At 71.4% G+C, this 6,159-nt stretch carries 6 protein-coding genes; 5 read left to right on the top strand and 1 reads right to left on the bottom strand.

Annotated elements, in window-relative coordinates:
* The first annotated feature begins 148 nt into the window (after positions 1-148).
* The 5 genes from QQX10_RS03295 to lplAB all read left to right on the top strand — a co-directional run bounded on the left by QQX10_RS03295 (position 149) and on the right by lplAB (position 5,400).
* The gene (locus QQX10_RS03295; protein ID WP_301120015.1) at positions 149-1,876 is read left to right on the top strand and encodes an AfsR/SARP family transcriptional regulator; all 1,728 of its coding nucleotides are present in this window, start codon (positions 149-151) and stop codon (positions 1,874-1,876) included.
* Between the two features lie 89 nt (positions 1,877-1,965).
* Positions 1,966-2,238 carry a hypothetical protein gene (locus tag QQX10_RS03290; RefSeq protein WP_301120018.1) on the top strand — a complete coding sequence of 91 codons (273 nt, stop codon included), beginning with the start codon at positions 1,966-1,968 and terminating at the stop codon, positions 2,236-2,238.
* 25 nt (positions 2,239-2,263) lie between these two features.
* Positions 2,264-2,482 (top strand): hypothetical protein, encoded by a 219-nt coding sequence (locus QQX10_RS03285; RefSeq protein WP_301120020.1) that lies wholly within the window; start codon positions 2,264-2,266, stop codon positions 2,480-2,482.
* Between the two features lie 207 nt (positions 2,483-2,689).
* Entirely contained in the window at positions 2,690-4,291 is a 1,602-nt protein-coding gene (cimA, locus tag QQX10_RS03280) for a citramalate synthase (RefSeq protein WP_301120022.1), read from the top strand.
* Between the two features lie 56 nt (positions 4,292-4,347).
* A complete protein-coding gene (lplAB, locus tag QQX10_RS03275) occupies positions 4,348-5,400 on the top strand; it encodes a lipoate-protein ligase LplAB (RefSeq protein ID WP_301120024.1) in 1,053 nt (350 codons plus the stop codon).
* Between the two features lie 21 nt (positions 5,401-5,421).
* On the opposite strand, the gene QQX10_RS03270 is transcribed toward lplAB, so the two are convergent.
* Complete coding sequence (locus QQX10_RS03270; protein WP_301120026.1) at positions 5,422-6,144, bottom strand: VIT1/CCC1 transporter family protein; 723 nt, start codon at positions 6,142-6,144, stop codon at positions 5,422-5,424.
* Positions 6,145-6,159 lie beyond the last annotated feature (15 nt).

The raw sequence follows: 6,159 nt of genomic DNA, 5'->3' as shown, positions 1-6,159 counted from the left end.
ACACGCGGGGGGCTTTCGTCGTTCTGCCAGCGGTGATGGTAGTCGTGGCGGGGCGCACCGAGGGAGGCCGTCCGGATGGCTCGGCGACTTCCCCGGCCCCGGAGGTGTCCGGCGGCTACTCTGTGTCCATGTCCCCGGAGCAGGACCGATGCTTGAGATCCGGCTGATCGGCCCGCCTTCTCTTATCCGCGACGGCGCCGTTCTCACGGGCCCCCGCGGCGGCAAGTGCTGGGCGGTGATGGCCAGGGTGTTGAGCACCCACGACCCGGTGTCGAGGCAGCAGCTGGTGAACGAGCTGTTCTCGGAGGCTGATGACCCCATGGGGGCGCTGCGGTGGACGCTGGCGGAGATCCGTAGGCGCCTGGGACTCCCGGGCGCCTTCTCCGGGAACCCCGTGCTCCACGGTCTGGGCCCTGACACGACGGTGGACATCGTCACTCTCGCCGACGGGACGGTGCCGTCACCCGTCCCCGCGGGCCAGCTGCTCGAGGGGGTCGAGATTCACGCCTCTCCGAGCTTCGAGACCTGGCTGCTGGTGGAGCGGAACCGTGTCGCCGGGGCGTTGCAGGACATCGTGCGCGCGGCGGCGCTTCGTGCGCTGTCGAACCGGGAGCATGCGCGGGCCATCGATCTCGCCTCGGCATTGGTCGCGGGCGACCCGTTCGACGAGGGCCGCCACGTGGTGCTGCTCAAGGCCCTGGTCGCGGCGGGTCATCATGATGCGGCGTCCCGCCACCTGCGCGCTACCGAGGAGTCCTTCGCCGCCGAGCTGGGGGTGACGTCGCTGCCGGCGCTGCGCGCGGCGAGCAGGCCTGCGCCTCAGGCGATCGCGGGTATCTCGCCCAGCGCCTCGGCGCGCATGCAGGTGTCGCTCGGTCGTGGAGCCGTGGCCGCCGGTGCCGTCGATGCAGGGATCGACAACCTGCGCGTCGCCGTGGACACCGCGGGCGAGGCGGGCGACGATCTCCTGCTGGCCGAGTGCGAGTTCGAGCTTGGGGCCGCGCTCGTGCATTCCGTCTGCGGCTTCGATGACGAGGGCTCCGTGATGCTGGAGAACGCGCGCGCTCGTGCGCTCGCCGCAGGCGACCGGGAGCTCGCCGCGAAGGCGTTGTCGGAGCTCGCGTACCTCGATGTGCTCTTCGCCAGACGTGCATCGGCGGCGGTCCACCTCGCCGAGGCCTGGGAGGCGGCCGAGGGCTTCCCCGGGGTCCAGGCGTCGGTCGCCGCCTACGATGCGATCCATCTCGCCGATTGGGGCCGGCTCGAGGAGTCTCTCGACAGGTTCAGGGAGGCGCTCGAGCTCTGCGCGGCCTCTCACAGCGTGCGTCGCAGGATCTGGACTGCGGGGCACGCCGCGCGCGTCGCGTACATCGCCGGGGCGCTCGAGGTTGCGGAGCGGTGGTCTCGCGAGGCCGAGGCCGGCGCGGAGGAGGAGCGATGGACGGCGGTCCGCCCATGGCCCGAGACGTGGCGTGCGCATGCACGCTTGTCCCGCGGGGACGACCCGGTCGAGGTGCGGGCGGACCTTGAGGCGACCTACGCCCTCGCCCGCCAGCTCGGGGATCCGTGCTGGCAGGGCGCGTCGGCGAAGGCGCTCGGGCTCACCTACGTCGCTGACGGGCGTCCCGAGCTCGCGCTGCAGTGGTTCGCCGACGCTCATGATGCGTGCGCCCCGAAGACCGGTGCCTACCGCTGGGTCGACGCCGAGGTGCGGGTCACGCAGGCGGAGGTGCTGCGCGACCTCGGCGACGGACCGACCGCGCGCGACGTCGCGACCCGGGCGCTCGAGGACGCCGCGCGCGGCGACATGCCCCTGCTGGTCGCGCGCGCGACGGCCGTCCTGGAGAGCCTGGACAAGGTCGACATCCCTGGTTGAGGGGTGAATCCGAACTTTCCTCACACGTCACACGGCACGTCACACGCCTGCCCCTGAGTCTTGTCACGACAGCAGGGGAGGAGAACATCATGACTGTCACCGTCAACCACGACCACCTGGCCCACCGACTGGTCTCGGAGGGGACCCGCGCCCATAGCGACGCGCTCGCAGCTCTCGCGGCGGCCGTCCGCGACATCGCTCCGGGTGCCGCCGCGGCGCTCACCGATTGGGACGGCAGCGAGGTTGCGCGCCTGCGCGCCTACGCCGTCGCCCGCGAGGCCGTCCGCGCCGAGGCTCAGGCCCGGCTCGATCAGATCCGCGTCGCCGCCCACGAGCGCGGCGGCTTCGTGCTCACCGCCTGAGCCGCACCACACCTTGGGGGGAGACATGAGCATCGACGTCACCATCGCATCGTCCGCCGCCGGCGTGAGCGACCTCGACGACTCGACCGCCGCCGTGCTGCGGCGCGTCACCGAGCGGTTCGCCTCGGCCCGCGACCGCCGACGGCTCGTCGCCGCGCTGCGCGCCTCACGCCGGCGTCGCACGGCACCGGCCGCGCGCATCGCCGCCGGCATGCCGGCGGGCGCCTTCACACGGTTCGCGTGATCACCGACCCGGCCCCGGGCATCGTCCACGGGGCCGGGTCCGTCGCGTCACCGCCGGATCCGCGATGTGTGCCACAATGGCGCTGATGCGTACCGCGATCATCATTCTGTAGCGCGTCGGGTCACCTTCCCCGGCGCGCAGCCTCCCGTACCCTGGGAGGCTTTTTTGTTGGAGAAGCGGCACGGCACACGACTTAGGGAGCACACCATGGCCGGCACCACGGTCGAGGTCTACGACACCACCCTGCGCGACGGCGCGCAGCAGGAGGGCATGAACCTGTCCGTCGCCGACAAGATGGCGATCGCGCCGCTGCTCGACGAGCTGGGCGTCGGCGTCATCGAGGGCGGCTGGCCCGGAGCGGTGCCCAAGGACACGGAGTTCTTCGCTCTGGTCAACAAGGAGCTGAGCTTCCGTCACGCGCAGTTCGCGGCGTTCGGCATGACGCGTCGCGCGGGCGCCAGCGCGGGCTCCGATCCGCAGGTGCGCGCGCTGCTCGACTCCGAGGCGCCCATCATCACGCTCGTCGCGAAGTCCGACATCCGGCACGCGGAGCGCGCGCTGCGGGTCAGCGGCGACGAGAACCTCGCGATGATCGAAGAGACGGTCGCGTTCCTCGTCGGCGAGGGACGACGCGTGGTGCTCGACGCCGAGCACTTCTTCGACGGCTACCGGTACGACCCCGAGTACGCGATCCGCGCGCTGCTCGCCGGCGAGGCCGGCGGGGCCTCGACGCTGTGCCTGTGCGACACCAACGGCGGGATGCTGCCCGACGACGTGACACGCATCGTCACCGACGTGCGCGCCCGCACGACGGCCCAGCTCGGCATGCACGCCCACAACGACTCCGGCTGCGCGGTCGCGAACTCGATGGCGGCGGTCGCGGCCGGCGCCACCCACGTTCAGGGCTGCGTCAACGGCTACGGCGAGCGCACGGGCAACGCGGACCTGGTCGCCGTCGCCGCGAATCTCGAGATCAAGCGCGGGATGATCGCGCTCAAGGGCGACGGGCTCGCCGAGTCGACGCGGATCGCCCACACCATCTCCGAGATCACCAACATCGCGCCGTTCGCGCGCCAGCCGTACGTGGGCGCCTCGGCGTTCGCGCACAAGGCCGGCCTGCACGCGTCCGCGATCAAGGTGGATCCCGATCTGTACCAGCACACCCAGCCCGAGCTGGTCGGCAACGACATGCGCATGCTCGTGTCCGAGATGGCCGGCCGCGCCTCGATCGAGCTCAAGGGCCGTGAGATGGGCTTCGAGCTGTCCGACCAGCCCGACGTGCTCAAGCGGGTCATGGACCGCGTCAAGAACGCCGAGGCGCAGGGCTACACGTTCGACGCCGCCGACGCGTCCTTCGAGCTGCTGCTGCGGTGGGAGCTGGGCCAGGCGCCCCAGTACTGGCAGGTCGAGAGCTGGCGCGTGCGCGTCAGCTCCGCGCCGGGCAACCCGAACGATGCGGATGCCGAGGCGGTCATCAAGCTCCGGGCCGGCGGCGGCCAGCGGTTCGTCACGGTCGGCGAGGGCAACGGTCCGGTCAACGCGCTCGACCATGCGCTGCGGACGGCCCTCGCGGGCGCGTACCCCGAGATCGGCCGCTTCGAGCTCACCGACTTCAAGGTCCGCATCATGGATGCCTCGCACGGCACGGACGCGGTCACGCGCGTGCTCATCACCACGGTCGACACGGTGACGGGCATGCAGTGGCGCACGGTCGGCGTCGGGCCGAACATGGTCGAGGCGTCCTACGAGGCGCTCACCGACTCGCTGTTCTACGGCCTGCTCAAGGCGGAGGCGACGCCCAACCCGTAGCCGCGCATCGTCCCGCGCGGTCATCCGCACTCCGCCCGGCGGGGGAGGATGGACCCATGCATGGCGAGTACAAGGTTCCTGGCGGCAAGCTCGTGGTCGCGGACGTCGAGCTCGACGCCCGCGGCGAGATCCTCGAGAGCGTGGTGATCTCGGGCGACTTCTTCCTCGAGCCCGCGGAGGCGATCCTCGACATCGCGCGCTACCTGACGGGCATGTCGGCGAAGGCGACGGTGTCGCAGCTGGCCGGAGCGGTGGCCCGCGCGGGCGAGGACGCCGAGTTCATCGGCTTCTCACCCGAGGCGGTGGCGATCGCCGTGCGTCGTGCGCTCGGGCACGCGACCTCCTGGGGCGACCACCGCTTCGACGTCATCCACGACGTCCCGCGGGAGCCGCACCTGCAGATGGCTCTCGACGACGTGCTCGCGCAGGAGCTCGCGGCCGGACGCCGCGGGCCGACGCTGCGCGTCTGGGAGTGGGAGCGCAACGCCGTGGTGATCGGCTCGTTCCAGTCCGTGCGCAATGAGATCGACCCGGAGGGCGCCGACCGCCACGGCATCACGGTGACCCGACGCGTCTCGGGCGGCGGCGCGATGTTCATCCAGCCCGGCAACACCATCACGTACTCGCTGTACGTGCCGACGTCCCTGGTCGAGGGCCTGAGCTTCGAGCAGTCGTACGCGTTCCTCGACGACTGGGTGCTGGGCGCGCTCCGCGAGGTCGGCATCGACGCGCGGTACGTGCCGCTCAACGACATCGCCTCGCCCGCGGGCAAGATCGCGGGTGCCGCTCAGAAGCGCTACGCCGCCGGCGCGGTGCTCCACCACGTCACCATGGCCTACGACATCGACGCCGACGCCATGCTCGAGGTGCTGCGGATCGGACGCGAGAAGCTGTCCGACAAGGGCACCAAGAGCGCCAACAAGCGAGTGGACCCGCTGAGGAGCCAGACGGGCATGGCCCGCGAGGACATCATCGACGCGTTCCTCGACCACTTCCAGTCGCGCTACTCGACCGCCCCGGGCGCCGTCACCGACGCCGAGCTCGCCGCCGCCCACGCCCAGGTCGAGGCGAGGTTCGCGACGGAGGCATGGCTGCGCATCGTCCCCTGAACGGACGATGCGGCGACCGGCTCAGATGTGGATCCCCACGAACGAGCCGATGCCGTAGGTGATCGCCATCGCGATCGCGCCGCCCGCGATGTTGCGCAGCACCGCGCGCGACGGCGGCGACTTCGCGATCACCGCGGACACGTAGCCGGTGATGGCGAGGGCGACGATCACCAGGATGAAGGTGAGCGGCACGCGCCAACCCGCCGGCGGCAGAGTCGTCGTGAGCAGCGGCGTGAGCCCGCCCACCGTGAACGCGAGGATCGAGGCGATGCCGGCGGCCCACGGGTTCGTGAGATCGTCCGGGTCGACGCCCAGGTGCATGCGCGCGTGGATCCCGATCGGGTCCTTCTCCATCTGCTCGGTGGCCGCGAGGCGCGCGGTCGACTCCGTCATCCCGGTCTCCATGTTGAGGCGGACCAGCTGCTCGCGCTCCCACGCAGGGCGTGCCTTCTGCCAGATGCGCTCGCGCTCGAGCAGCGCCTCCTCGGCGTCGCGCTGGGCGGAGACGGAGACGAACTCGCCGACGCCCATGCTGAGCGCGCCGCCCACCACGCCGGCGACCGCGGCCGTGACGATCACGCTCAGCTCCGTGGTCGCGGCGGCCACGCCGACCAGCATGGCGGCGATGGAGACGATGCCGTCGTTGGCGCCCAGCACGCCGGCGCGGAGCCAGTTGAGACGGGAGGACATGGCCTCCTCGTCGGGTCCGGCGAAGATGTCGGGGCGGTGGGTGTCGCGTGCCATGCGCACAGGGTAGGT

The sequence above is a fragment of the Demequina lignilytica genome (assembly GCF_030418305.1).
Lineage (GTDB): Bacteria > Actinomycetota > Actinomycetes > Actinomycetales > Demequinaceae > Demequina > Demequina lignilytica.
Note: the sequence above shows the minus strand (reverse complement) of the source record. Positions and strands in the feature narration are given on the sequence as shown.